Source organism: Streptomyces sp. NPDC058576, from assembly GCF_042718715.1.
Lineage (GTDB): Bacteria > Actinomycetota > Actinomycetes > Streptomycetales > Streptomycetaceae > Streptomyces.
This window is the reverse complement of record NZ_JBHXPF010000004.1, coordinates 170,549-192,106: the sequence shown is the minus strand read 5'-3', so window position 1 is coordinate 192,106 and position 21,558 is coordinate 170,549. Positions and strand designations below refer to the sequence as shown.

At 70.6% G+C, this 21,558-nt stretch carries 22 protein-coding genes; 16 read left to right on the top strand and 6 right to left on the bottom strand.

Annotated elements, in window-relative coordinates:
* Positions 1 to 58 precede the first annotated feature (58 nt).
* The 8 genes from map to truA all read left to right on the top strand — a co-directional run bounded on the left by map (position 59) and on the right by truA (position 5,375).
* A complete protein-coding gene (gene map / locus ACFWRV_RS05135; RefSeq protein WP_384328596.1) occupies positions 59 to 895 on the top strand; it encodes a type I methionyl aminopeptidase in 837 nt (278 codons plus the stop codon).
* A 182-nt stretch (positions 896 to 1,077) separates the two neighbouring features.
* Entirely contained in the window at positions 1,078 to 1,299 is a 222-nt protein-coding gene (gene infA / locus ACFWRV_RS05130; RefSeq protein ID WP_003956442.1) for a translation initiation factor IF-1, read from the top strand.
* A gap of 59 nt (positions 1,300 to 1,358) precedes the next feature.
* Entirely contained in the window at positions 1,359 to 1,472 is a 114-nt protein-coding gene (gene rpmJ, locus ACFWRV_RS05125) for a 50S ribosomal protein L36 (RefSeq protein WP_003956441.1), read from the top strand.
* 194 nt (positions 1,473 to 1,666) lie between these two features.
* Entirely contained in the window at positions 1,667 to 2,047 is a 381-nt protein-coding gene (gene rpsM, locus ACFWRV_RS05120) for a 30S ribosomal protein S13 (protein WP_003966938.1), read from the top strand.
* Between the two features lie 104 nt (positions 2,048 to 2,151).
* Entirely contained in the window at positions 2,152 to 2,556 is a 405-nt protein-coding gene (rpsK, locus tag ACFWRV_RS05115; protein ID WP_003956432.1) for a 30S ribosomal protein S11, read from the top strand.
* Between the two features lie 138 nt (positions 2,557 to 2,694).
* Complete coding sequence (locus ACFWRV_RS05110) at positions 2,695 to 3,717, top strand: DNA-directed RNA polymerase subunit alpha (protein ID WP_003966937.1); 1,023 nt, start codon at positions 2,695 to 2,697, stop codon at positions 3,715 to 3,717.
* A 205-nt stretch (positions 3,718 to 3,922) separates the two neighbouring features.
* The gene (gene rplQ, locus ACFWRV_RS05105; protein WP_030578028.1) at positions 3,923 to 4,426 is read left to right on the top strand and encodes a 50S ribosomal protein L17; all 504 of its coding nucleotides are present in this window, start codon (positions 3,923 to 3,925) and stop codon (positions 4,424 to 4,426) included.
* 94 nt (positions 4,427 to 4,520) lie between these two features.
* Entirely contained in the window at positions 4,521 to 5,375 is an 855-nt protein-coding gene (gene truA / locus ACFWRV_RS05100) for a tRNA pseudouridine(38-40) synthase TruA (protein ID WP_384328425.1), read from the top strand.
* 92 nt (positions 5,376 to 5,467) lie between these two features.
* On the opposite strand, the gene ACFWRV_RS05095 is transcribed toward truA, so the two are convergent.
* A complete protein-coding gene (locus ACFWRV_RS05095; RefSeq protein WP_384328422.1) occupies positions 5,468 to 6,319 on the bottom strand; it encodes a hypothetical protein in 852 nt (283 codons plus the stop codon).
* A 67-nt stretch (positions 6,320 to 6,386) separates the two neighbouring features.
* On the opposite strand from ACFWRV_RS05095, the gene ACFWRV_RS05090 reads away from it, so the two are divergent.
* The 4 genes from ACFWRV_RS05090 (at position 6,387) to glmM (ending at position 11,183) form a co-directional block, all read left to right on the top strand.
* Complete coding sequence (locus tag ACFWRV_RS05090) at positions 6,387 to 8,006, top strand: ABC-F family ATP-binding cassette domain-containing protein (protein WP_384328419.1); 1,620 nt, start codon at positions 6,387 to 6,389, stop codon at positions 8,004 to 8,006.
* Positions 8,007 to 8,490: 484 nt separating this feature from the next.
* Positions 8,491 to 8,934, top strand: a complete 444-nt coding sequence (gene rplM, locus ACFWRV_RS05085) for a 50S ribosomal protein L13 (protein ID WP_018960214.1) — start codon at positions 8,491 to 8,493, stop codon at positions 8,932 to 8,934.
* Between the two features lie 44 nt (positions 8,935 to 8,978).
* Positions 8,979 to 9,515 carry a 30S ribosomal protein S9 gene (gene rpsI, locus ACFWRV_RS05080; RefSeq protein ID WP_096625078.1) on the top strand — a complete coding sequence of 179 codons (537 nt, stop codon included), beginning with the start codon at positions 8,979 to 8,981 and terminating at the stop codon, positions 9,513 to 9,515.
* Between the two features lie 309 nt (positions 9,516 to 9,824).
* Entirely contained in the window at positions 9,825 to 11,183 is a 1,359-nt protein-coding gene (glmM, locus tag ACFWRV_RS05075) for a phosphoglucosamine mutase (RefSeq protein WP_384328414.1), read from the top strand.
* Between the two features lie 193 nt (positions 11,184 to 11,376).
* On the opposite strand, the gene ACFWRV_RS05070 is transcribed toward glmM, so the two are convergent.
* The 3 genes from ACFWRV_RS05070 to coaA form a co-directional block, all read right to left on the bottom strand.
* Entirely contained in the window at positions 11,377 to 12,480 is a 1,104-nt protein-coding gene (locus tag ACFWRV_RS05070; RefSeq protein WP_384328411.1) for a PP2C family protein-serine/threonine phosphatase, read from the bottom strand.
* Between the two features lie 62 nt (positions 12,481 to 12,542).
* Entirely contained in the window at positions 12,543 to 13,508 is a 966-nt protein-coding gene (locus ACFWRV_RS05065) for a DUF389 domain-containing protein (protein WP_384328408.1), read from the bottom strand.
* Positions 13,509 to 13,534: 26 nt separating this feature from the next.
* The gene (gene coaA, locus ACFWRV_RS05060; protein WP_384328405.1) at positions 13,535 to 14,530 is read right to left on the bottom strand and encodes a type I pantothenate kinase; all 996 of its coding nucleotides are present in this window, start codon (positions 14,528 to 14,530) and stop codon (positions 13,535 to 13,537) included.
* Between the two features lie 222 nt (positions 14,531 to 14,752).
* On the opposite strand from coaA, the gene ACFWRV_RS05055 reads away from it, so the two are divergent.
* The gene (locus tag ACFWRV_RS05055; protein ID WP_384328402.1) at positions 14,753 to 15,979 is read left to right on the top strand and encodes a serine hydrolase domain-containing protein; all 1,227 of its coding nucleotides are present in this window, start codon (positions 14,753 to 14,755) and stop codon (positions 15,977 to 15,979) included.
* 57 nt (positions 15,980 to 16,036) lie between these two features.
* Here ACFWRV_RS05055 and ACFWRV_RS05050 read toward each other — a convergent pair whose 3' ends face one another.
* Positions 16,037 to 16,435, bottom strand: coding sequence for a VOC family protein (locus ACFWRV_RS05050; protein ID WP_384328399.1), 399 nt, complete (start codon positions 16,433 to 16,435; stop codon positions 16,037 to 16,039).
* 428 nt (positions 16,436 to 16,863) lie between these two features.
* Here ACFWRV_RS05050 and ACFWRV_RS05045 point away from each other — a divergent pair, with 428 nt between their 5' ends.
* The gene (locus tag ACFWRV_RS05045) at positions 16,864 to 17,907 is read left to right on the top strand and encodes a hypothetical protein (protein ID WP_384328397.1); all 1,044 of its coding nucleotides are present in this window, start codon (positions 16,864 to 16,866) and stop codon (positions 17,905 to 17,907) included.
* 9 nt (positions 17,908 to 17,916) lie between these two features.
* Here ACFWRV_RS05045 and ACFWRV_RS05040 read toward each other — a convergent pair whose 3' ends face one another.
* The gene (locus ACFWRV_RS05040; RefSeq protein WP_384328394.1) at positions 17,917 to 18,441 is read right to left on the bottom strand and encodes a hypothetical protein; all 525 of its coding nucleotides are present in this window, start codon (positions 18,439 to 18,441) and stop codon (positions 17,917 to 17,919) included.
* Between the two features lie 209 nt (positions 18,442 to 18,650).
* Between ACFWRV_RS05040 and ACFWRV_RS05035 the strand changes: the two genes are divergently transcribed.
* Positions 18,651 to 20,012 (top strand): BTAD domain-containing putative transcriptional regulator, encoded by a 1,362-nt coding sequence (locus ACFWRV_RS05035; RefSeq protein WP_384328392.1) that lies wholly within the window; start codon positions 18,651 to 18,653, stop codon positions 20,010 to 20,012.
* 128 nt (positions 20,013 to 20,140) lie between these two features.
* The gene (locus ACFWRV_RS05030; RefSeq protein WP_384328389.1) at positions 20,141 to 21,508 is read left to right on the top strand and encodes a M14 family metallopeptidase; all 1,368 of its coding nucleotides are present in this window, start codon (positions 20,141 to 20,143) and stop codon (positions 21,506 to 21,508) included.
* Positions 21,509 to 21,558 lie beyond the last annotated feature (50 nt).

The window sequence follows — 21,558 nt, the reverse complement described above, 5'->3', positions numbered from 1 at the left end:
GGGGCCGTACTGTTGTGGTGCACGAAAACGGATGCGCACACGTGAGAAGGCAGAGCTGATGGTGCAGATCAAGACCCCCGAGCAGATCGCGAAGATGCGCGAGGCGGGCCTGGTGGTCGCTGCCATTCACGCCGCCACCCGTGAGGCGGCCGTCCCCGGGGCCACCACGCACGACTTGGACCAGGTCGCCCGCAAGGTGATCGCCGACCACGGCGCGAAGTCGAACTTCCTCGGGTACGGCGGGTTCCCCGCGACCATCTGCACCTCGGTCAACGAGGTCGTCGTCCACGGCATCCCGGACGAGAAGACGGTCCTCAAGGACGGCGACATCATCTCCATCGACGCCGGCGCCATCGTCGACGGCTGGCACGGTGACGCGGCCTACACCGCCTTCGTGGGCACCGGTCACGCTCCGGAGCTGGTCGAGCTCTCCCGGGTGACCGAGGAGTCGATGTGGGCCGGGATCGCCGCGATGAAGGTGAACAACCGCCTCGTCGACGTCTCGCGGTCGATCGAGTCCTACATCCGCCGCCAGCCCCGCCCGGCCACCGGCAAGTACGGGATCATCGAGGACTTCGGCGGCCACGGCATCGGCACCGAGATGCACATGGACCCGCACCTGCTGAACTACGTCTCCCGCAAGCGCGGCAAGGGCATCAAGCTGGTCCCGGGCGTCTGCCTGGCGATCGAGCCCATGGTCTCCCTCGGCACGGCGCGGACGGAGACCCTCGGCGACGACTGGACGGTCATCACGACGGACGGCACCTGGTCCTCGCACTGGGAGCACTCGATCGCGCTGACCGAGCAGGGCCCGCTGGTCCTGACCGCCCCGGACTGCGGGAAGGCGAAGCTCGCGGAGTACGGGATCGAAGCCGCTCCCGACCCTCTCGGGTGATGTGACCCTTCCGGGAGGTCTAAGGATCATCCCGGGTGGGCAAACTTGACGGATTCGTCTTTTGGGGTCCGCTGACGTAGACTGACGCGTCGGCTCTGGTGCATCCGTGTGTCTGCATGCAAGCGCATGTACGGCACAAGATCACGGGAGCCGATCAAGGTAGCCGATTCGAAAGGCGAAGCGTGGCCAAGAAGCAAGGTGCCATCGAGATTGAGGGCACCGTGATCGAGTCCCTCCCGAACGCAATGTTCAAGGTGGAGCTCCAGAACGGTCACAAGGTCCTGGCGCACATCAGCGGCAAGATGCGGATGCACTACATCCGTATCCTCCCGGATGACCGGGTCGTGGTGGAGCTCTCTCCGTACGACCTGACGCGTGGCCGGATCGTCTACCGCTACAAGTAGATCTTGCCGGCACCCCGTTTCGGCGGGTGATGGCACTGACCCGGAGAACCTGACATCCCATGAAGGTCAAGCCGAGCGTCAAGAAGATCTGCGACAAGTGCAAGGTGATCCGCCGTCACGGTCGGGTCATGGTCATCTGCGACAACCTGCGCCACAAGCAGCGCCAGGGCTGACGCACGACCGCCTGCATCTCGCAGTTCTTCGCGCGACGCACGTAATACGTACATACGCAGAGCCCGTCCAAGCCACGGCTGACGACACCTCCGGCGGGGGCCGGAGACCCGGGCGTACCACTGCTCCTTGTGAGCGGTCGGCGGTCGGGAGTGGCCCTGCGGAAGACCCCCGAAATAACAACTGGAGCCATTGAATGGCACGCGTTTCAGGTGTTGACATCCCGCGCGAAAAGCGCGTGGAGGTTGCCCTCACCTACGTCTTCGGTATCGGGCGCACCCGGTCCAAGGAGATCCTCGCCTCCACCGGCGTGAACCCGAACACCCGCGTTCGTGACCTGGCCGAGGAAGACCTCGTCAAGATCCGCGAGCACGTGGACGCCAACCTCCGCACCGAGGGTGACCTCCGCCGTGAGGTCCAGGCGAACATCCGCCGCAAGGTCGAGATCGGCTGCTACCAGGGCATCCGCCACCGTCGTGGCCTGCCCGTCCACGGTCAGCGCACCAGCACGAACGCGCGTACCCGCAAGGGCCCGCGTCGCGCCATCGCTGGTAAGAAGAAGCCGGGCAAGAAGTAGTCCTCAGCGGACGCACTGCGGACCTCCGGTTCTCCGGAACCCGCAGCAACCAGCGGTCTTCGCTGTAGGACCGATCACCTCCCCTCTCCATCTGGAGTCAAGACATGCCCCCCAAGGGTCGTCAGGGCGCAGCCAAGAAGGTGCGTCGCAAGGAAAAGAAGAACGTCGCTCACGGCCACGCGCACATCAAGAGCACGTTCAACAACACCATCGTCTCGATCACGGACCCCTCGGGCAACGTGATCTCCTGGGCCTCCGCCGGCCACGTCGGCTTCAAGGGCTCGCGCAAGTCCACCCCCTTCGCCGCGCAGATGGCCGCCGAGTCGGCCGCCCGCCGCGCGCAGGAGCACGGCATGCGCAAGGTCGACGTCTTCGTCAAGGGTCCCGGCTCCGGCCGTGAGACCGCGATCCGCTCGCTCCAGGCCACCGGCCTGGAGGTCGGTTCGATCCAGGACGTCACCCCGACGCCGCACAACGGCTGCCGTCCGCCGAAGCGTCGCCGCGTCTGATGCGTCGCGGCCGGTGACGGCCGCGCGTCAGTAGCGTTCAGGTCCGGGCGGTACGCCTCATTCGGGGCGTACCGCCCGTACCCTTGTCTCATCTGTCGGGCATCAAATAGTGGGTGCCCACGACTGAAGGATCACCGCATGCTTATCGCTCAGCGTCCGTCGCTGACCGAAGAGGTCGTCGACGAGTTCCGCTCCCGGTTCGTGATCGAGCCGCTGGAGCCGGGCTTCGGTTACACCCTCGGCAACTCCCTCCGCCGCACCCTCCTCTCCTCGATCCCCGGTGCCGCTGTCACCAGCATCCGGATCGACGGGGTCCTGCACGAGTTCACCACCGTGCCGGGCGTCAAGGAGGACGTGACCGACCTCATCCTCAACATCAAGCAGCTGGTCGTCTCCTCGGAGCACGACGAGCCCGTCGTGATGTACCTGCGCAAGCAGGGCCCGGGTCTGGTCACCGCCGCCGACATCGCGCCACCGGCCGGTGTCGAGGTGCACAACCCCGACCTCGTTCTCGCCACGCTCAACGGCAAGGGCAAGCTGGAGATGGAGCTGACCGTCGAGCGCGGTCGCGGCTACGTCTCCGCCGTCCAGAACAAGCAGGTCGGCCAGGAGATCGGCCGCATCCCGGTCGACTCCATCTACTCGCCGGTGCTCAAGGTCACGTACAAGGTCGAGGCGACCCGTGTCGAGCAGCGCACCGACTTCGACAAGCTGATCGTCGACGTCGAGACCAAGCAGGCCATGCGTCCCCGTGACGCCATGGCGTCGGCCGGTAAGACCCTGGTCGAGCTGTTCGGTCTGGCGCGCGAGCTCAACATCGACGCCGAGGGCATCGACATGGGCCCGTCCCCGACGGACGCCGCTCTCGCCGCCGATCTGGCTCTGCCGATCGAGGAGCTGGAGCTCACGGTCCGTTCGTACAACTGCCTCAAGCGCGAGGGCATCCACTCCGTGGGTGAGCTCGTGGCCCGTTCCGAGGCGGACCTGCTCGACATCCGCAACTTCGGCGCCAAGTCGATCGACGAGGTCAAGGCGAAGCTGGCCGGTATGGGCCTCGCGCTGAAGGACTCGCCTCCCGGCTTCGACCCGACCGCCGCCGCCGACGCCTTCGGCGCCGACGACGACGCGGACGCCGGTTTCGTGGAGACCGAGCAGTACTGAGTCGCCTCCCGGCTGGGAGTGCCCGGTTTCGAGGGCGCCCCGGGCCGGGGCTGAGGCTTCGTCCTCAATCGCCGGGCGGGCTGGAGTGTGGCTGATGCCGGATTCCCAGCCCCGGCCGGCACGTATGACTTCCGTGAGGCGTCCGCTTCGCGGGAACTGACACCGGTACCTGATACGGCCGGTGCAGCACACAAGGAGAATCACCATGCCGCGTCCCGCAAAGGGTGCCCGTCTGGGCGGCAGCGCCGCGCACGAGCGTCTGCTCCTCGCCAACCTGGCGAAGTCGCTGTTCGAGCACGGCCGCATCACGACGACCGAGGCCAAGGCCCGCCGCCTGCGTCCGGTCGCCGAGCGCCTCGTCACCAAGGCGAAGAAGGGCGACATCCACAACCGTCGCCTGGTGCTCCAGACGATCACGGACAAGAGCGTCGTCCACACGCTCTTCACCGAGATCGCTCCCCGGTACGAGAACCGCCCCGGTGGTTACACCCGTATCACCAAGATCGGCAACCGTCGTGGCGACAACGCCCCGATGGCGGTCATCGAGCTGGTCGAGGCGCTGACCGTGGCCCAGCAGGCCACCGGTGAGGCCGAGGCCGCGACGAAGCGTGCGGTCAAGGAAGACGCCCTCAAGAAGGACGAGGCCCCCGCGGCCGAGTCCGTCGAGGACGCCAAGCCGGCCGACGACGCTGAGTCCAAGGACGCCTGAGCGTTCTGAGACGGACCACGGGACGGGCCCGCATCACCCTTCGGGGCGGTGCGGGCCCGTTCTGCTGACCAGGGGCAGTGGAGAGGAAGACGCGGTGAGTGACGAGGCGGAGCCCGGTTTCGTACGGGTGCGGCTGGACCTGTCCTACGACGGCAAGGACTTCTCCGGCTGGGCGAAGCAGACCAGCCGGCGGACGGTGCAGGGGGAGATCGAGGACGCGCTGCGGACCGTGACCCGCTCGGCGGTGACGTACGACCTGACGGTGGCGGGCCGTACGGACGCCGGGGTGCACGCGCGCGGTCAGGTCGCCCATGTGGACCTGCCGGAGGCGGTGTGGGCCGAGCACGAGGAGAAGCTGCTGCGCCGGCTGGCGGGCCGGCTGCCGTTGGACGTACGGATCTGGCGCGCGGCCCCCGCCGCGGCGGGGTTCAACGCCCGGTTCTCCGCGCTGTGGCGCCGGTACGCCTACCGCGTCGGCGACCGGCCCGGCGGGGTGGACCCGCTGACCCGGGGTCATGTGCTGTGGCACGACCGGCCGTTGGACGTGGACGCGATGAACGAGGCGGCCGCGTTGATGGTGGGCGAGCACGACTTCGCCGCGTACTGCAAGAAGCGCGAGGGTGCGACGACCATCCGTACCCTCCAGAAGCTGAGCTGGGTACGGGACGAGGATTCCGGTGTGCTCACCGCGACCGTGCAGGCGGACGCGTTCTGCCACAACATGGTGCGGGCGCTGATCGGGGCGGCCCTGTTCGTGGGGGACGGGCGACGTCCGGCCTCCTGGCCCGCCGAGGTGCTCGCCGCAAAGGTGCGCGACCCCGGCGTGCACGTGGTGCGCCCGCACGGGCTGACGCTGGAGGAAGTGGCCTACCCGGCGGACGACTTGCTGGCGTCCCGGGCCGAAGAGGCCCGGAACGTGCGGACGTTGCCGGGGGTGGGCTGCTGCTGATCGGGCTGCGTGCGGCGGTTGGTGGGTTGCGCTGCCGGTTGCCGCCGCCGGTCCCGAACTCCCGGGTGGCTGCGCGGGAGTCCGGTCACCGGTCAGCCGTTGGGGTCGGCGGCGGCCTGCGAGGCCTGGAGCTGGCCCCGGCCGTGGATCTGGCGGAACGTGAAGTTCGTCAGGTCCTTGTTGACCGCGTAGACGTTCTTGTCGGCGGCGGTGACCCGCTGGCCGTTCAGAAAGCCGCCGACGGTGAAGTAGGCGTAACGGCCGTAGGAGTTGTAGGTGCGCAGGCAGACCGTGCCGCCACGGCAGAAGGTGTCGACGCCTCCGCCGCTGAGCGAGGCGAGACCGCCCGATGCCTGGTCGACGGTCTTCTTCGCGCGGGCCTCGGTGTCGAAGACGGCGACGCCGACCGTGATGGCCACCCCGTCCTTGCGGTAGGTGGCCCGGATGAGCTGCGTGCATCCGTTGTTCGTGAGGACCGAGCCGAGGGCGCCCTGGGTGCCCGTCGCACACTTCGCGGAGCTGCTCGTCGCGCCCTTGAGGTGGACACGGTCGCCCATGGTGAGCTTCTTGCCGGGGAAGAACCCGTCGACGGTGATCGGCGCCTTGTCCTTCTCGGCGCTGGATATGTACTCCTTGGGGTCCGGCGGGGGCGGCGGCGCGACCGAGGAGAAGGAGGGCGCGGGCCCGGAGGTGTCCTCGGGGAGGTCTGCCGGGGCGGGGAGTTGGCTCGCGTTCTTGTCGGCCTTGCCGTTGCCACCACCGTTCGACGTGACCACGGCGGTGGTCACGATCGCGCCGATCGCCACGGTGGCCAGTGCGCCGCCGCCGATCATCAGCATTCTCTTCCGGCGGGTGCGCGCCGCGGACTCGTCCGCCAGCGCCGCCCAGTCCGGAGTCCCGTCGCCCCCGGGCCCCCAGGAGGCCCCCCCTTGCCCAAAGCTCATGGGCGCAGTTTAGGGGGTGACGTAAACCGGTTGGGCCAGGAGTTCGCGGACCGTGACAATGCTCTGTATGGGACATCTCGAAGCGGGCCACCTGGAGTACTACCTACCGGACGGGCGGGTGCTGCTCGGCGATGCCTCGTTCCGGGTGGCCGACGGGGCCGTCGTCGCGCTCGTCGGGGCGAACGGGGCGGGGAAGACGACGTTGCTGCGGCTGCTGGCGGGGGAGCTCCAGCCGCACGGCGGCACGGTCTCGGTGAGCGGCGGCCTCGGTGTGATGCCGCAGTTCGTGGGGTCGGTGCGGGACGAGCGGACCGTGCGGGACCTGCTGGTTTCGGTGTCGCAGCCGAGGATCAGGGAGGCCGCGAAGGCCGTCGACGCGGCCGAGGAACGCATTCTCACCGTTGACGACGAGGCCGCGCAGATGGCGTACGCGCAGGCGCTGAGCGACTGGGCGGAGGCGCGCGGGTACGAGGCCGAGACGGTCTGGGACATGTGCACCATGGCCGCGCTGGGCGTCCCGTACGAGAAGGCGCAGTGGCGCGAGGTGCGCACGCTCAGCGGTGGCGAGCAGAAGCGGCTGGTCCTGGAGGCGCTGCTGCGCGGGCCCGACGAGGTCCTGCTGCTCGACGAGCCGGACAACTACCTGGACGTGCCGGGCAAGCGGTGGCTGGAGGGGAAGCTGAAGGAGACCCGTAAGACGGTCCTCTTCGTCTCCCACGACCGGGAACTGCTGTCCCGGGCCGCGGAGAAGATCGTCAGCGTCGAGCCGAGTCCGGCGGGCAGCGACGTGTGGGTGCACGGCGGCGGCTTCGCCACGTACCACGACGCGCGCAAGGAGCGGTTCGCCCGGTTCGAGGAGCTGCTGCGGCGCTGGCAGGAGGAGCACGCACGGCTGAAGGCGCTCGTCCTGCGGATGCGGCAGCAGGCGGCGAACAGTCCCGACATGGCCAACCGCTACCACGCGATGCAGACGCGCTTCAAGAAGTTCGAGGAGGCGGGACCGCCGCCGGAGCCGCCGCGCGAGCAGGACATCACGATGCGGCTGCGCGGCGGGCGGACCGGTGTGCGGGCGGTGACCTGCAAGGGCCTGGAGCTGACCGGGCTGATGAAACCGTTCGACCTGGAGATCTTCTACGGCGAACGGGTCGCGGTCCTCGGCTCCAACGGGTCGGGCAAGTCGCACTTCCTGCGGCTGCTGGCGGGGGAGCCGGTGGCGCACACGGGGGAGTGGAAGCTCGGGGCGCGAGTCGTGCCCGGGCACTTCGCCCAGACCCATGCGCATCCCGAGCTGCTCGGGAAGACGCTGGTGGAGATCCTCTGGTCCCAGCACGCGAAGGACCGGGGCGGGGCGATGGGGGTGCTGCGGCGGTACGAGCTGGAGCGGCAGGGGGACCAGGCGTTCGAGCGGCTCTCCGGCGGGCAGCAGGCGCGGTTCCAGATCCTGCTGCTGGAGCTGGCCGGCACGACGGCGCTGCTGCTGGACGAGCCGACGGACAACCTGGACCTGGAGTCGGCGGAGGCGTTGCAGGACGGGCTTGAGGTGTACGACGGGACGGTGATGGCCGTCACGCACGACCGGTGGTTCGCGAAGTCCTTCGACCGGTATCTGGTCTTCGGGTCGGACGGGGTGGTGCGGGAGACGGGGGAGCCGGTGTGGGATGAGCGGAGGGTTCAGCGGGAGCGGTGACCTTGGGCGGTCGGCGGCGGGGGGTGGGGCGGTCTGGGTGCGGGTGCTTGGTGCCGTGCGGCGTCGTTGCGGGGGCGCTGCCCCCGGGCCCCCGCGCCTCAAACGCCGGCGGGGCTGAACGGACCGCCTCAAACGCCGGCGGGGCTGGGAAGGTCGCCTCAAACGCCGGCGGGGCTGGGGTGGTGCGGCGGGGCTGGACGGACCGCCTCAAGCGCCCACGGGGCCCGAAGGTCGTCTCGCAAGCGGGGCTGACCGCGCCCGGGGCGTTTTGACCCGTGTGGGGGGTCGCCGGTAGGCTTCCCCTTTGTTATGCGTATCGGCCGCGTCGTCATGGCGCTCAGGGCCCTTACGTAGGTTCTCTGGAGCAGTTACCAGTGGCTCGCATACGGGCAGCGTCCCGGCAGTGTGAGCCCCAGCTGCATGATCGCTTCAGGGGTGCCATGTGTTGTCTGGACCTCATCCACTAAGAAGCGAAGGCTACGAAGTGCGTACGTACAGCCCCAAGCCCGGCGATGTCACTCGCCAGTGGCACATCATTGACGCTCAGGACATCGTCCTGGGTCGTCTGGCCACCACGGCGGCGAACCTCCTCCGAGGCAAGCACAAGGCGATCTACGCCCCCCACATGGACATGGGCGACTTCGTCATCATCATCAACGCCGACAAGGTGCACCTGTCCGGCAACAAGAAGACCCAGAAGATGGCGTACCGCCACTCGGGCTTCCCGGGCGGTCTCCGTTCGGTGCGCTACGACGAGCTCCTCTCGAAGAACCCCGAGAAGGCCGTCGAGAAGGCCATCAAGGGCATGATCCCCAAGAACACCCTGGGCCGTCAGATGCTCTCGAAGCTCAAGGTCTACGCGGGCGACCAGCACCCGCACGCTGCTCAGCAGCCGGTCCCGTTCGAGATCACCCAGGTCGCGCAGTAGTTCCGGCCACCCCCTAAGACATACAGAAAGATCTGAGGAGAATCGTGGCCGAGACCACTGTTGAGACGACCACCGACGACACGGTGGGCACCGAGGGCGAAGAGACCTTCGCCGAGGTGACCACCTTCGAGTCCGAGGTCCCCGTCGAGGGTGAGTACACCTCCGAGTCGCTCGCCGGCCGCTTCGGCGACCCGCAGCCCGCGGCCGGCCTTGGCCGTCGCAAGAACGCCATCGCCCGCGTCCGGATCGTTCCGGGCACCGGCAAGTGGAAGATCAACGGTCGCACCCTTGAGGACTACTTCCCCAACAAGGTGCACCAGCAGGAAGTCAACGAGCCCTTCAAGGTGCTCGAGCTCGACGGCCGCTACGACGTCATCGCCCGCATCTCGGGTGGCGGCGTCTCCGGTCAGGCCGGCGCCCTGCGCCTCGGCGTGGCCCGCGCGCTGAACGAGGCGGACGTGGACAACAACCGCGCCACGCTGAAGAAGGCCGGCTTCCTCTCCCGCGACGACCGTGCGGTCGAGCGCAAGAAGGCCGGTCTCAAGAAGGCCCGTAAGGCCCCGCAGTACAGCAAGCGCTAAACATCGCCTGCTCGACTGTCACGTTCGCCCCGGCGGCACACTCCGTGCTGCCGGGGCGTTCGTTTATCGGCGCTCGCGGGCGTATAACGGCATAAGACGTTCATCGGCCCGGACGGGATCGCGGCCCGGTGGACGCCGTCGCACATCTCGCGGGACGGGTACGGGGACAGTCGGTCGCCATGCCGCCCGGTGTGCCCTTTTGCATTTTTGCGTTGCTTTCATCGCTTTCGTTGTTTTCGTTGTTTGGTTTCTCAGTTCGTTTGCTGTGCAGTAGTGGTTTGCGGTTTCGGAGCACTTCGGAGGACACCAGTGGGACGACTCTTCGGTACGGACGGAGTGCGGGGTGTCGCCAACGCCGATCTGACGGCCGAGCTCGCGCTCGGCCTCTCGGTCGCGGCGGCGCACGTACTCGCCGAGGCAGGCACCTTCGCGGGCCATCGCCCGACCGCCGTGGTCGGACGTGATCCGCGGGCCTCCGGAGAGTTCCTGGAGGCCGCCGTCGTGGCGGGCCTGGCCAGCGCCGGAGTGGACGTGCTGCGCGTCGGCGTTCTGCCGACGCCCGCGGTCGCCCACCTCACCGGGGTGCTCGACGCCGACCTCGGCGTGATGCTCTCCGCCAGCCACAACGCGATGCCCGACAACGGCATCAAGTTCTTCGCGCGCGGCGGTCACAAGCTGGCCGACGAGCTGGAGGACCGCATCGAGACGGTCTACGACCAGCACCGCACCGGTGAGCCGTGGAACCGTCCCACCGGCGCGGGCGTCGGCCGGGTCACCGACTACACCGAGGGATTCGACCGGTACGTCGCCCACCTCGTCGGCGTCCTCCCCAACCGGCTCGACGGCCTGAAGGTCGTCCTGGACGAGGCGCACGGCGCCGCCGCCCGGGTCTCGCCCGCCGCGTTCGCGCGCGCCGGCGCCCAGGTCGTCACCATCGGGGCCGACCCGGACGGCCTGAACATCAACGAGGGCTGCGGCTCCACCCACCTGGAGCTGCTGCGCGCCGCCGTCGTCGAGCACGGGGCCGACCTCGGCATCGCGCACGACGGCGACGCCGACCGCTGCCTCGCCGTGGACGCGGCGGGCGAGGAGGTCGACGGCGACCAGATCCTCGCGGTGCTGGCCCTCGCCATGCGGGAGGCCGGGCAGCTGCGCAAGGAGACCGTCGTCGGCACCGTCATGTCGAACCTCGGCTTCAAGATCGCCATGGAGCGCGAGGGCATCCAGCTCGTCCAGACGGCGGTCGGCGACCGTTACGTCCTGGAGTCGATGAAGGCCGAGGGGTTCGCGCTGGGCGGCGAGCAGTCCGGGCACGTCATCGTCCTGGACCACGCCACGACCGGCGACGGCACGCTGACCGGCCTGATGCTGGCCGCCCGCGTCGCCGCCACCGGCCGGAGCCTCGCCGACCTGGCCGGGGTCATGCAGCGCCTGCCCCAGGTCCTCATCAACGTCCCCGACGTCGACAAGACCCGGGTGAACACCTCGGCCGAGCTGGCCGCCGCGGTCGTCGAGGCGGAGAGCGAGCTCGGCGAGACCGGTCGCGTACTGCTGCGCCAGTCGGGCACGGAGCCGCTGGTGCGGGTCATGGTCGAGGCCGCCGACATCGAGCAGGCGCGGGCCGTCGCGGGCCGGCTGGCCGATGTGGTGAAGTCCGCACTGGGCTGAGCCGTCACGTTCGGCCCGGCGTGCGGGTCGGGGACCCCGGGCCCGGCGTGCGGGCCAGGGACCCCGGACCCGGCGTGCGGGTCACGGACCGCGGGCCCGGCGCCCGGGCAGCGGGCCGACTGGGCACGCGCTCACGGAAGCCCCCGGCACGGTCGCCGGGGGCTTTCGCGTGGGGTGCCCGAGGCGGGTGGGATCACTCCCGAGGCAGGGCGGGGCGTTCCACGACGATCATGGCGGCGTCGTCGTTCAGGTGTCCACCGACGTGGCGCAGCAGGTCGCGCCGGAAGCGGTGGAGGAAGGCGTCGGGATCGCGCTCGCTCCAGCCGGTGATGCGGTCGGTGAGCGGGTAGAAGGCGCCGGTGGCGTCGCGGGCCTCGGTGACCCCGTCCGTGTACAGCAGCAGGAGGTCTCCCGGCTCGAACGCGAAGCTGGCGACGTCGTAGCGGGGATGCGCCAGTTCGCCCAGGCCGAGCGGGGGCGCCGGGTGCCTGGCGTGCATGGTCGTCGGCCGGCCGTCGCGCAGGACGACCGGAGGCGGGTGTCCGCAGGAGATCATCTGGACCGGGCCGTTCCGGTCGGGGATGTCCATGATGGTGGCGGTGATGAACGTTTCCCCGAAGCGGCCCGTCTCGCCCGGTTCCATCAGGTCCCAGCACACGCTGCGGTCGAGGTAGGTCACCAGCTCGCCCAGGCCCGCCTGGCGGTGCGCGGCGACCCGGAACGCTCCGAGCAGCAGGGCGGCGTCGTTGACCGCGCCCAGCCCCTTGCCCCGGACGTCGCCGACGATCAGCCGGGTGCCGGAGGTGGTGCGCGCCGCCGCGTACAGGTCGCCGCCGATCCGGGCCTCCGCCTCCGCGGCGAGGTAGAGGGCGGAGGCGCGCAGGGGGCCGAGTCTCCGGGGCAGCGGGGGCAGGACCACGCGCTGGGCGGCTTCGGAGACGTACCGGACCTGTGTCAGCTCCGTCGCGCGACGCTCCCGCACCACGCAGAAGACCACCAGGCTCACGCCGACCAGGATCAGGGCGATGATCTGCGCCTCGTGGTTGGCGGAGAGCAGTTCATCGGGATCGCGGATGACCCCGATGAGGGTCTGCGCGACGACCGCCAGTGCGGCGACCAGTCCCACGGTCCTGGGCCCGCCGAACGACGGCGTGATCGCCGGGGCCGCGACGAGCAGCGGACCGAGATGGATGTCGGGCGGGGCGAGGATGTCGATCACGGACACCGCGACGATCCACATGATCGGGATGGCGACCAGCGCCCACCGAGGGCGGGGTTCTTCTGGGCGCTGCGACATGTCTACTCTCTACACCGCCCTTGCCCGGTTCGCACCGGCTGCCGAGGGGGCCGGCCGGTGGCTCACGTCCGTACGGAGGCCCCTGGAGTGCTCGCCGGGGGCTTCCGTGCGCGGCTGATCTTCCACAGGCCCTTCTGGAGCAGCAGCGTCAGAGTGCCCGCCAGGACGATCCCGCCGAGGTTGGCGAGGAGCTGCTGGCCCGAGCCGACCGTCTGCTGGTAGTCGGAGTAGCTGAACGCGACGGCCGCGTTGGCGGCGGCCGGGACGGTCGTCACGGAGATCGCCACGCCGATCAGGGCCCCGGACTTCGCCGAGGTGAGGGAGAGCGTCCCGGCGATGCCCGCCAGGAACGCCACGACGAACGACATCCAGTCCGGCTTCCAGATGAACGCGGTGTTGGGCCGGTCCGCGTCGATCATGTCCCGGTTGAAGAGCCCGAAGGCGTCCATCAGCCAGGCGAAGCCCGCCGTCATCACCATGGCGATGACGAAACCGCCGATCAGGGCCCAGAGCGAACGCGCCACCAGGCGCGGTGCGCGCTGGACCAGCGCTGTGGAGACTCCGGCCAGCGGACCGAACTCCGGCCCGACGGCCATCGCGCCCACGATCAGGATGGCGTTGTCGAGCATCACGCCACAGGCCGCGAGCATCGTGGCGACGGCGAGGAAGGACACGTAGGTGATGGTGAACGTCGACTCTTCGTGGGTGGCTTCCGTCAGCTCCTCCCACAGCACCGCGTCCGCGCCCTCGCCCGGCGCCTCGTGCTCCGCCCGGTCCGCGTGCGCGGACAGCGTGAGCTCCTGGTTCTCCATGGTGATCGACCCGGACTTGTCGATGCCGAGCCGGCGCAGCGCACGGATCAGCTCGTCCCCGGCCTCCCGCGCCACGTCGCACATCACCACATCCCCCGCCGGGGAACGGGCGGCGCCCGGCAGGACCACCAGATGGGCCGTGCCGACGGTGGACTCCAGCAGGGTGACGACCTGGTCGGTGGTCTCGGCGGGCACGATCAGACGCAGGTGCAGCACGCGGCACGCCCTCCCGGGCTGAGGGGTCAGAGCTTGCGCAGGGACAGCTTCTGGACCTTGTGGTCCGGCCCCTTGCGGAGCACCAGGGTGGCACGGCCGCGCGTCGGAGCGACGTTCTCCAGCAGATTCGGCTTGTTGATGGTCCGCCACATGGTGCGCGCGTAGTCCAGCGCCTCCTCCTCGGAGACCTGGGTGTACTTGCGGAAGTACGAGGACGGGTCCTGGAACGCCGTGGCGCGCAGTTTGCGGAAGCGGTTCAGATACCAGGTCTCGATGTCCTCGGCGCGCGCGTCCACGTACACGCTGAAGTCGAAGTAGTCGGCGAGCCCGACCCTGGTGCGGCCGTCGCTGCCGGGCAGCGCGGGCTGGAGGACGTTGAGGCCCTCGACGATGAGGATGTCCGGGCGGCGCACGGTGAGCCGTTCGCCGGGGACGATGTCGTAGATCAGGTGCGAGTAGACGGGGGCGGTCACCTCGTCCTTGCCCGCCTTGATGTCGGCGACGAACCGGGTCAGGGCGCGCCGGTCGTAGGACTCCGGGAACCCTTTGCGCGAGGTCAGCCCGCGCGCCTGGAGTTCCTTCATCGGCAGCAGGAACCCGTCCGTGGTCACCAGCTCGACCCGCGGGTGCTCGGGCCAGCGGGCCAGCAGCGCCTGGAGGATACGGGCGCTGGTGGACTTGCCGACGGCGACACTGCCCGCGACCCCTATGACGAACGGGGTGCCGCGCTGCGCCCCGTGCCCGTTGCCGGCGTCCCCGAGGAAGGTGTTCAGCGCGCCGCGCAGCCCGGAGGTGGCCTGGACGTACAGGTTGAGGAGCCGGGAGAGCGGCAGATAGACGTCCCGCACCTCGTCCAGGTCGATGACGTCCCCGAGCCCCCGCAGCCGCTCCACCTCGTCGGCGGTCAGCGGCAGCGGGGTCTTGTCCCGCAGCGCGCTCCACTCGTCGCGCGAGAGGTCGACGTACGGGGTCGGCGCGTGCTCGGTGCGACGGTGGGGGCTCCGTGCGGGCGAAGTGATCACCCTTCATTGTTGCGGGAGTTTTAACGGAGTGGGGGGTGGGGTCGGTCACGTGGGTGTCGGGGCGGGGCCGAGGCCGTTCACGGCCGGCACAGGCTGTGCCGGAGCACGACGTGAGGGGGGTAGCCCCCGTGCGGGTCCGGGTGAGCACCCCATCGCTCCTGTACGCACCCGGTGGGCATCCTGATTGCGGACAGCCACGAAGGACGACCAAGGACGGGCAGCATGAGCACACGCAAGCGGGCGTTCCACGGAGCGCTCACTCTGACCGTAGCCCTCGGCATCGCGGCAGCCGCGTTACCGGTCGCCGCTGCCGAGCGCACTCCCGCCGCGGTAGCGGCCTCCGCTCGCGTCACCGCTCGCGCTCCCTCGAACGCCGCCACCGACTCCGACACCCGGCTGCGGGGGCTCCTGCACCGGCTCACGACCGTCGACGGCGGTCCCGGAGCCCTCGTCGAGACGCGGGACCGGCGCGGCCGCACCGTGCTCGCCGATGGTGTCGCGGACGTCACGAGCCGGACTCCGGTGCACCGGGACAGCAGATTCCGGATCGGCAGCATGACCAAGACGTTCACAGCGACGGTCCTGTTGCAGCTGGTGGGAGAACGGCGCGTCCAGCTGGACGCACCGGTGGAGCGCTACCTTCCCGGAGTCGTCCGCGGGCACGGCAACGACGGGCGGACGATCACCGTGCGCCAACTGCTCCAGCACACCAGCGGCCTGCCCGATTTCCTGGACCACTTCGACCTGCTGGAGATCGTCGAGAATCCTCTGGCCCATCGCGATCCTCTCGACCTGGTGAACATCGCGCTCGCCCAGCCGCCGGAGTTCGGTCCGGGCGAGGGCTGGAGCTACTCCAACACGGGTTACCTGCTCGTCGGGATGATCATCGAGCGAGTGACCGGCAACACCTACGGAGAGGAGATCGAGCGGCGCGTCATCGAGCCGCTGAGCCTGTCCGGGACGTCCGTCCCGGGCGACGACCCCACGATTTCCGGACCGCATCCGCGCGGCTATGTGCGACCGGGCGCTGACGCGCCGCTCCTGGACATCACCGCGGTCAACCCCTCCGTCGGAGGCGCGGCCGGGGGGATGATCTCCAGCGGCAGCGATGTCAACCGGTTCCTGAAGGCGCTTCTGGGCGGCGAGCTGCTGCACCCGGCCCAGCTCGGGGAGATGACGAGGACCCGCTCGACCGGCGGCTCGGACGGCCGGCGGTACGGCCTCGGCCTGGAGAGCAGGCCGCTGCCCCGCGGCGGGCGTTACTGGGGCCACACCGGGGACTTCATCGGATACGAGACGGCCGCCGGCGCGACGTTCGACGGCAAACAGGCCACGGCCATGGTGAATCTCGGCCCGGGGGGCTCGGATGCCCAGAGCGACGACCTCCAGGCTGCCGTCGAGACGGCGCTCTCACGGGGCAGTGGAGGGAAGGTTCACGGGCGGCGATGAGGCGTCCCGCGAGACGCTTCACCGCCCGTCCGTTCCGGATGCGGCCCCCGCGCGCCGCTACGCGTCCTGGGGATACCAGCGCAGCTCGACCGTGTTGCCGTCCGGGTCGCGTACGTAGACCGACGTGGCAGAGCCCCGGGCCCCGAAGCGGGGAACCGGGCCCTCCTTCACCGTGAACACCCCGGAGTCGATGACCTCCTGCCAGTCGAGCGGGTCGACGACGAGGCAGATGTGGTCCACGTTCGACTCGCCGCGCGGCCGGTCGAGCAGGTCGATGATCGTGGTCTGGCTGACCCGGACCGAGGGGAACGGCACCTTCCCCTCCCGCCACTCCTCGACCCGGACGGGCTCCAGGCCGAGCGGCCCGCAGTAGAACTCAAGGGCCCGCTCCACGTCCCCGACGTTGAGGACGAGGTGATCGAAGTCCTTGACGCGGACGATCGGCTGTACGGGCATGGCTCAGGCCTCCAAGGATGCGGTGCGAGCCGCCCAGACCTGTCCGGGCGGAGGTTGCGCCCACCGGGTCGTGACGCTCGCGACGCGGTGGGGCGGGAGAGGGCGCGGAGAGGGCACGGGGAGCGTGGGTCACCGGGTCGCGGTCCACCGCGACCCGGTGACCCACGACGTAAATGCTTTTAAGTACCCGTCTTTCATCACTGGGGAAATAACCCCACCCGACCCCCTGCGTGGACCTCTGCGGGTCCCGGTCAGCTCCGGCGGGCCCGCGATCACTCACATGGGTGAAGTGTGCCAACCGAGCTGGATTTATGACCTGTTGGCGGGCATATGCTCACACTGACCACCACTCAGGCATGAGACGGCCCCCGGCCGGGACTGGCATCCCGACCGAAGGCCTGACCACCGAGGAAGCAGGAGACTTCCCGATGGATACCCAGCAGATTAGCGCGCCCTCGCGCGCCCCGTCCTCCGGTGTCGTACACATCAACATCCGGCTCACCGACGGCTACACGATCATCTCCAACCGGCTCGCCCAGCACCGAGGTCTCTCCCTGCTGGCGATCGGCCTCGGCACCCACATCCAGTCGCTGCCCGACGGACGGCGCGTCGGCATCAAGGTGCTCGCCGCGCTCTTCCCGGAGAGCGAGGCCCGTATCGCCGCCGCGCTGCGGGAGTTGGAGCGGCACGGGTTCCTGCGCCGCACCCGGGAGCGCGTCGGAGGCGGGCGGCTGGTCACGCGTACGGAGTCGTACAACCACCCGGAGGCGGCGGCGCGGGGTGCCGTGGCGGGGCGGGGGCGTGCGCCTGTGGCCACGGTCGTGCCCGCGCCGGAGCCCGTACGCGAGCCCGCGCCAGGGCCCGTACCGGTACCGGAGCCCGTACGCGTCTCCGTGTCGGAGCCGGTCCCCATGCCCGCGCCGGTGCCGGCACGTGTACCCGTGCCGGAGCCGGTCCCCGTGCCGGAGCCCGTCACCGCGCCCGTCCCCGCGCCCGTCCCCGTCCCGGCGGAAGCCGTCCCCGGTCCTCGCCTTCTGCCGTCGCCCACCGCGCCCCGTAAGTCGCGCCTGCCGCTGCCCGTCCCTCGACGGCCCACCGAGGCCCTGTACGCGGCGGCGGCCGCCCTGCTCGCCGGGCTCCCGCGCGCCGCGCCGCTGTTCCTCCTCTCCGAGGAGGACGCGCGGGCTCTCGTGCCGGGGGTCGCCGCCTGGCTGGAGCGCGGGGCGCGGCCGGATGCCGTACGGGCGGCGCTCACCGATGATCCGCCCGTTCCCCTCCGGCACCCGGCCAAGCTGCTGCGGCACCGGCTCATCGCGCTCCTCCCGCCGCCGCTGCCCGCCGCCGTGCCCGTCGTCCCGCTCCAGAACTGCGACGACTGCGACCGGGCCTTCCGGTCGTCCGTGCCGGGGTGCTGCGGGGAGTGCGGGGACGTACACGCGTACGCCGAGGGGCCCTGCCTGATCGGCGCGTGAATCCGTGAATCAGCTGATCCGGTCGCAGATGCTGTCCGTCCTGGCCGCCGGACCGGCCACCCTCTTGGCTCCGGTGGGGCTGATGTCGAGCGTGTACGCGCCGTCGACGACGTACAGGCCCCGGGGGAGGTTGCCCTCGCCCACGCCGACCAGGACCGGGCCGAGCACTCGCCAGAACTGGGCCCCGGATGCGTACACGTCGACCAGTGCGGTGCCGCTCACGTCGGCGTCGTAATGGGCCCCGGTCTCCTTGTTCGTCACCCGGATCACGAGGTCGCCCTTGTAGGCGCTCCGGGTGACCCCCTCGGCGGGCGGGGGCAGTTCGCGGCGCACGACCTCGTCCACGATCGGCTCGCCGTGGACGGCGAACGCGCACCGCTCGCCCGCCGCGACGTCCCAGGGGGCCGAGGGGGCCGGTTCCCAGCCGGAGCCGTGCGGAGCGGGGGCGGGCGTGGCCGCCGTGGCCGGGACCGTGCCGAGTGCCAGTGCGGCCATACAGGCCGTGCCGAGAACACCGAGAACGTTGCGGCGCATGCAAACTCCCCAAAAGTCGCCGGCCGGAGGCCGGGATCGCGTGCTTTCCGACGTTCCGAAGCATGCGCCGGGCCGCTCACCAAAGGCTCACCACGAGGGACGGTCCGGGCGGTCCCCGTCCGCCGAACAGCGACGAGCGCGTCCTTGAGTTCCCCGCCCATGTTGCCCAGGGGTGGCCTTCGGGCCAGGGGCGGCCGGATGCTGTCCCGATGGAATTCCAGCTGCTCGGACCGTTCGCCGCCCTCCACCACGGGCGACCGGTGCTCGCCGCCCTGCGCCGTCAGGAACGGTGTCTGCTCGCGCTCCTCGCCCTGGAGGCGGGCCGGGCCGTGCCGACCGGCCGGCTCATCGACCTGCTCTGGAACGGCGAGGCTCCGGCCGGGGCCCGGTCCACCGTGCACACGTACATCGGCAGGCTCCGTGCCGCCCTCGGGCCCGACGGCGTACAGCTGGAGACGCGGAACGACGGCTACCTCCTGCGCCCCGACGATCACCTGATCGACACCCTGGCCTTCGAGGACGGCGTACGGGAGGCCGCGGCGGCCGGGGACGACGAGGAGCGGGTGCGCCACTACGACCGGGCGCTGGGGCTGTGGCGGGGCGAGCTGCTCGCGGACGTCGCGGACGCGGCCCTGCGCGACCGGATCGGCCGGCGGCTCGGCGCGCTGCGGCTGTCGGCGGCGGAGGAACGCGCCCGGCTCCTCCTCTCGCTGGGGCGGCACGAGCGCGTCGCCGTGGAGCTGCCCCCGCTCGCCGAGGAACACCCCGAGCGCGAACGCCTCGTCGCGGACGCCATGATCGCCCTGCACCGCAGCCGTCAGTCGGCGGACGCGCTCCGGCTCTACCGGGCCGCGCGCGGCACCCTGCGGTCCGCCTTCGACGCCGAACCGGGGCAGGACCTGCGGACCCTGCACGACCGCATACGCCGGGACGACCCGGCCCTGCGGCGGCCCGTGGCGCCCACGTACGCCGTCCGGGTGCGGGGGGAGTGGCTGCCGTGGAACACCAGCGGGGACCCGGCCCTGGAGTTCTGCAACACCTACGCCGGCTGGGGCGGCGAGCGGCGGCCCGGCTCGGAATGGCTCCGCGGCTACCGCACGCTCGCCGTCTGGGCCGGGCACCTGGACCTTCTCGACGACCGTACGGTCACCCGGCTGCTGCGGAGGGCGCAGGAGCGGCCCGAGGAGGCGAGCGCCGTACTGGCGGCGGCGCGGGAGTTCCGCGGCGCGCTGTACGGCTGCCTCGCCGGGGACCCCGGCGAGGCACGCGACGGCGCGTTCGCCCGGGTCGCCGAGGTGATCCAGGAGTCCATGCGCCACGCCGTCTTCGTCCGGGGCGAGGACGGCCTCGGGCGCTGGAGCCCGGACCCGGATTGCGGCCCCCGGCTCCCGCTGCACGCCGTGGCCCAGCGCGCCGCGGACCTGCTCGCCGACCCGCGCCGCCTCACCGTCCGCGCCTGCCCGGGGAAGGGCTGCGGGTGGCTCTTCCTGGACGCGGGCGGGCGACGCCGCTGGTGCAGCCTGGGGGTGTGCGGGCGGGCGGGGGCCGGTGACGGTGGGGGGCGCGGGTGAGGCGCGACCGGCGCGCCCGGCGTGCCCGATGGCCGGAACCACTATCTTGACCCGAGCATGACATCGCACGATCCTGTGCCCGTCGCACAGCTCCACCCCCCACCCCGACGGACTCAGGAGACTGCCGCATGCGACCCGACACCGAACGGACCTCCCGGCCGAGAACCCGGCCGGCGAAGACCCGACGCAACGCCGTGCTCGCCGTCCTGCTCGCCCTCGGCCTCGCGGCCCCCGCGACCGCCGTGGCCACCGCCGAGCCCTCCGCCCCGAACGCGGCCGTCGCCGCCGACGAGCGGGTGCTCCAGTACGAGATCACCGGGCGCACCACCCCGGCCGCCCGCACCGACATCGCCCGCGCGGGCGTCTCGATCGACGAGGTGCACGACCACGGCATCGTGATCACCGCGGATGCCGCCCAGGCGAAGAAGCTCCGGGCGCGCGGTCACATCCTGGAGGCCCTGCCCGCGCCCGACGCCCACGCGCACGCGGCGGACGGAGTCGGCGTACAGGACTTCCCGCCCGCCGACTCCCGCTACCACAACTACGCCGAGATGACGGCCGCGATCGACGCCCGCATCGCCGCGAACCCCTCGATCATGAGCAAGCGGGTCATCGGGAAGACCCACCAGGGCCGGGACATCATCGCGGTCAAGGTCAGCGACAACGTGGGCTCCGACGAGGCCGAGCCCGAAGTGCTGTTCACCGCCCACCAGCACGCCCGTGAGCACCTGACCGTCGAGATGTCCCTCTACCTGCTCCGCGAGTTCGCCGCCGGCTACGGCTCCGACTCCCGGATCACGCAGGCGGTCAACGGCCGTGAGCTGTGGATCGTGCCGGACATGAACCCGGACGGCGGCGAGTACGACATCGCCTCCGGCTCGTACCGCAGCTGGCGCAAGAACCGGCAGCCCAACTCCGGCTCCAGCGCGATCGGCACCGACCTCAACCGCAACTGGGCCTACAAGTGGGGCTGCTGCGGCGGCTCCTCCTCCAGCCCGTCCTCGGACACCTACCGCGGCCGGGCCGCCGAGTCCGCGCCCGAGACGAAGGTCGTGGCGGACTTCGTGCGCAGCCGGGTCGTCGGCGGCAAGCAGCAGATCACGGCGGCCATCGACTTCCACACGTACAGCGAGCTGGTGCTGTGGCCCTTCGGCTACACGTACAACGACACCGCCCCCGGCATGACCGCCGACGACCGCAACGCGTTCGCGGCCGTCGGCGGGAAGATGGCGGCGAGCAACGGCTACACCGCCGAGCAGTCCAGCGACCTGTACATCACCGACGGGTCGATCGACGACTGGCTGTGGGGCTCGCAGAAGATCTTCGGCTACACCTTCGAGATGTACCCGCGCTCGGCTTCCGGCGGCGGTTTCTACCCGCCGGACGAGGTCATCGAGCGCGAGACCTCCCGTAACCGGGACGCGGTCCTGCAACTGATCGAGAACGCGGACTGCATGTACCGGTCGATCGGCAAGGAGGGGCAGTACTGCTCCTGAGGCCCATGAGGGCCGAGGGCCGGAACGGTGGGCCGCGCCTGGCGGTGTGA

Coding starts and splice junctions, on each gene's coding strand:
- map (WP_384328596.1), top strand. CDS start 59: ATGGTGCAGATCAAGACCCCCGAGCAGATCGCGAAGATGCGCGAGGCG.
- ACFWRV_RS05070 (WP_384328411.1), bottom strand. CDS start 12,480: ATGTCGCAGCGCCCAGAAGAACCCCGCCCTCGGTGGGCGCTGGTCGCC.
- rpsK (WP_003956432.1), top strand. CDS start 2,152: ATGCCCCCCAAGGGTCGTCAGGGCGCAGCCAAGAAGGTGCGTCGCAAG.
- ACFWRV_RS05095 (WP_384328422.1), bottom strand. CDS start 6,319: ATGAGCTTTGGGCAAGGGGGGGCCTCCTGGGGGCCCGGGGGCGACGGG.
- ACFWRV_RS05055 (WP_384328402.1), top strand. CDS start 14,753: ATGAGCACACGCAAGCGGGCGTTCCACGGAGCGCTCACTCTGACCGTA.
- rpmJ (WP_003956441.1), top strand. CDS start 1,359: ATGAAGGTCAAGCCGAGCGTCAAGAAGATCTGCGACAAGTGCAAGGTG.
- ACFWRV_RS05090 (WP_384328419.1), top strand. CDS start 6,387: ATGGGACATCTCGAAGCGGGCCACCTGGAGTACTACCTACCGGACGGG.
- ACFWRV_RS05035 (WP_384328392.1), top strand. CDS start 18,651: ATGGAATTCCAGCTGCTCGGACCGTTCGCCGCCCTCCACCACGGGCGA.
- ACFWRV_RS05030 (WP_384328389.1), top strand. CDS start 20,141: ATGCGACCCGACACCGAACGGACCTCCCGGCCGAGAACCCGGCCGGCG.
- rplQ (WP_030578028.1), top strand. CDS start 3,923: ATGCCGCGTCCCGCAAAGGGTGCCCGTCTGGGCGGCAGCGCCGCGCAC.
- ACFWRV_RS05050 (WP_384328399.1), bottom strand. CDS start 16,435: ATGCCCGTACAGCCGATCGTCCGCGTCAAGGACTTCGATCACCTCGTC.
- ACFWRV_RS05110 (WP_003966937.1), top strand. CDS start 2,695: ATGCTTATCGCTCAGCGTCCGTCGCTGACCGAAGAGGTCGTCGACGAG.
- ACFWRV_RS05040 (WP_384328394.1), bottom strand. CDS start 18,441: ATGCGCCGCAACGTTCTCGGTGTTCTCGGCACGGCCTGTATGGCCGCA.
- ACFWRV_RS05045 (WP_384328397.1), top strand. CDS start 16,864: ATGGATACCCAGCAGATTAGCGCGCCCTCGCGCGCCCCGTCCTCCGGT.
- rpsM (WP_003966938.1), top strand. CDS start 1,667: ATGGCACGCGTTTCAGGTGTTGACATCCCGCGCGAAAAGCGCGTGGAG.